This is a genomic window from Dokdonella sp. (genome assembly GCF_039926425.1).
In the GTDB taxonomy this organism is placed as follows: domain Bacteria; phylum Pseudomonadota; class Gammaproteobacteria; order Xanthomonadales; family Rhodanobacteraceae; genus Dokdonella_A.
Window position 1 is genome coordinate 1 of the sequence record NZ_JBDSWZ010000202.1, and the last position, 2,644, is coordinate 2,644.

4 protein-coding genes and 1 pseudogene are annotated in these 2,644 nt (G+C 65.9%); 4 read left to right on the forward strand and 1 reads right to left on the reverse strand.

Annotated features, from left to right (window positions below; all coding sequences use genetic code 11):
• The coding region (gene dusA / locus ABIV12_RS11930; protein ID WP_348059533.1) for a tRNA dihydrouridine(20/20a) synthase DusA at positions 1–609 on the forward strand (609 nt) is incomplete at its 5' end.
• A gap of 18 nt (positions 610–627) precedes the next feature.
• Here the strand turns inward: dusA and ABIV12_RS11935 are convergent.
• Entirely contained in the window at positions 628–1,578 is a 951-nt protein-coding gene (locus tag ABIV12_RS11935; protein WP_348059536.1) for a LysR family transcriptional regulator, read from the reverse strand.
• 104 nt (positions 1,579–1,682) lie between these two features.
• Here ABIV12_RS11935 and ABIV12_RS11940 point away from each other — a divergent pair, with 104 nt between their 5' ends.
• From ABIV12_RS11940 to ABIV12_RS11950, 3 genes and pseudogenes are all read left to right on the forward strand, one after another.
• Entirely contained in the window at positions 1,683–2,063 is a 381-nt protein-coding gene (locus tag ABIV12_RS11940) for a tautomerase family protein (protein WP_348059538.1), read from the forward strand.
• A gap of 95 nt (positions 2,064–2,158) precedes the next feature.
• Positions 2,159–2,413 (forward strand): hypothetical protein, encoded by a 255-nt coding sequence (locus ABIV12_RS11945; RefSeq protein ID WP_348059539.1) that lies wholly within the window; start codon positions 2,159–2,161, stop codon positions 2,411–2,413.
• Positions 2,398–2,644, forward strand: a pseudogene (locus ABIV12_RS11950) (hypothetical protein); the annotation flags it as partial. The gene ABIV12_RS11945 and the pseudogene ABIV12_RS11950, both read left to right, overlap by 16 nt.

A 2,644-nucleotide genomic window follows, 5' to 3' on the forward strand; every position in this document is an offset into this window, starting at 1 on the left:
ACGGCGGTGGCGATCACTGTGAAATGTCGCCTCGGTGTCGACGAGCAGGACGAGGAATCGGCGCTCGCGGATTTCATCGACGCGGTGCATCCGGCCGGCTGCGACGTGTTCGTCGTGCATGCGCGCAAGGCGTGGCTGAAAGGATTGTCGCCAAAGGAGAACCGCGACGTGCCGCCGCTCAACTACGAGCGCGTGTATCGGCTCAAGCAGGCGCAGCCGTCGTTGACGGTGATCATCAATGGCGGCATCACCGGACTGGACGAAACGCGCGAGCACCTGCGGCACGTCGATGGCGTGATGCTCGGGCGCGTCGCCTATCACGAACCGTATCGGCTGGCGGAAATCGATCACGCGTTGTTCGGCACGCCATTGCCGGATCGCGACGCCGTGCTCCGCCAGATGCGCCCGTATGTCGAGGCGCATCTCGCGCGTGGCGATCGTCTGCAGCACATCACGCGGCACATTCTCGGTTTGTATCAGGGACTGCCCGGAGCACGCGCGTTTCGCCGCCTGCTCAGCGAAGAAGCGCATCGCAATGACGCGGGTTGGGACGTGGTGGAACGCGCGATGGCCGCACGGTCGGGCGAGCTGCGCGACCGCGCTGCGTGATCGATCGGTCGCGTTTTCTTACCTTCGCGCCTTTCGTTTTGCCGACGAGGGTGCCCGCGCCGTCGGTTGGTCGATCGCTGCCGCCCGCAGTCGCGTCTCGACGAACTCGACGAACGCGCGCACCTTGGGTGGAATGAAGCGGTTGCCCGGATAAATCGCGAAAATGCCTTGTTCGGCTGCGGCCCATGTGGTGAGCACGCGCTGGAGACGTCCCTGCGCCAGATCGGCGGCGACGACGAACTCCGGGAGCAGCGCGATGCCCGCGCCGGCCCGGCACGCGTCGAGCAACGCAAGCGCATTGTTCGAACGCAGCTGGGTGCCGGTGCGCACGCTCTCGCGCACGCCGCGACGTTGCAGATCCCAGCGCTCGGCCAACGCGCCGATTTCCAGCACGAGACACGCATGATCGGTGAGGTCTGCCGGTCGCTTCGGTGCACCGCGTAAACGAAGATACGCCGCGCTCGCGACGAGAATGCGCCGGCTGTCGCCGAGGCGGCGCGCGACGAGGCGCGAGTCGCGCAGTGCGCCGACGCGGATCGCGAGATCGAATCCTTCTTCAACGAGATCGACGTTGCGGTTGGACAGATGCAGGTCGAGGCGGAGCTGCGGATGCGCGGCAATGAAGAGCGACACCGCTGGCGTGATGTGGGTGAGGCCGAACCCGCTCGGTATGCTGACCCGCAAACGTCCACGAAGCTCGCCGCCCAGCGCGCTCGCGGCCGACTCCGCTTCGGCGAGCTCGGCGAGCAACGCCTCGCAGCGCGCGAGGTGGCTGCGTCCCGTCTCGGTCAGTCCCACCTGCCGCGTCGTCCGCTGCAGCAGGCGCACGGCGAGGCGGCTTTCCAGTGCGGCGACCGAGCGGCTGACACCGGAAACGTGCATGCCCAGCTGCTCCGCTGCGCGGGCAAAGCTCAGGCGCCGACCGACCTCGACGAAGCAGGCGATCTCGTTGAGTTGGTTGCGGACCATTCTTGCGTGGAATGCAATGATGAATTCACGGATTTCCAGTTTATAGCATCGGCTGCGACGCGTAGTCTGCGCATTCCGGGGCCATCCCGCGATCTGGAACGACCATGCCTTTCGTCACCGTCACCGTCAAAAAACCGAAGCCCGCCGAATTCAAACACGCGATTCTCGACAGCGTGCACGACGCACTCGTCGCTGCCGGCGTGCCGCCGACCGATCGCTTCCAGCGCGTGTTCGAGCTCGACGCGGACGATTTCCGCTATGACCCCCGCTATCCAGATCTCGAGTCAGACCGCGGCGACGACTTTGCGCTGATCGAAATCCTCTGGTCGGTCGGGCGCAGCGTGAAGATCAAGCGCAAGGTGCTGGCGGATCTGATTGGCGGACTCGCGCGACACGGAATCAACGGCGAGCACGTGATGGTCGTGTTCAAGGAAACCGCGTGGGAAAACTGGTCGTTCAGTGGCGGAAGGATTCTGCACGCATGACCGTGGAGTTTCACGTCTGCGCAGCCGGCGCTTTCCATCGCGAATGCGCAAACGCCGGCCGCGCAAGCGCGTCCGGCCTACGAATGCGTGCCCACGTGAGCCGACTCCCGACTCAGGATGTGTCGAACGACGATGCAGGCGAACGCAGGTCGCTGCATGGCGTTGACCTCGCCGCTGCCGCGTTCGTCATCACCTGTTGCACCGGCTATCCGGCAATGGAATTCCACACCGGCGCGGCTCGTAGGCCGGACGACTTCCTGCGGCCGGCGCTTTCCATCCCTTGTGCGCAAACGCCGGCCGCGCAAGCGCGTCCGGCGTGCGGAGACGTGCAGGCATGCGCCGGGTCGTGACGTCGAACGTTTCCGACGATCCGCACATCGATGCGTCGGCCGACGGCGCGACCGAACGCGCGTCGCTGCGCCGCGGTCGCCTCGCCGCCGCTGCCTTCGTCGTGATGTGGTGCACCGGCTATCCAGCCGGAAAGATTGCGATCCAGCACGGCGGTCCTTTCACGATCCTGCTGCTGCGTTTCACGCTGGCGGCCGCCATCTTCCTCGGGCTCGCGTTGCTCGCGCGCGCCA

Excerpts from the sequence above, each read along its gene's own strand:
- ABIV12_RS11940 (WP_348059538.1), top strand. The coding sequence starts at position 1,683 with ATGCCTTTCGTCACCGTCACCGTCAAAAAACCGAAGCCCGCCGAATTC.
- ABIV12_RS11935 (WP_348059536.1), bottom strand. The coding sequence starts at position 1,578 with ATGGTCCGCAACCAACTCAACGAGATCGCCTGCTTCGTCGAGGTCGGT.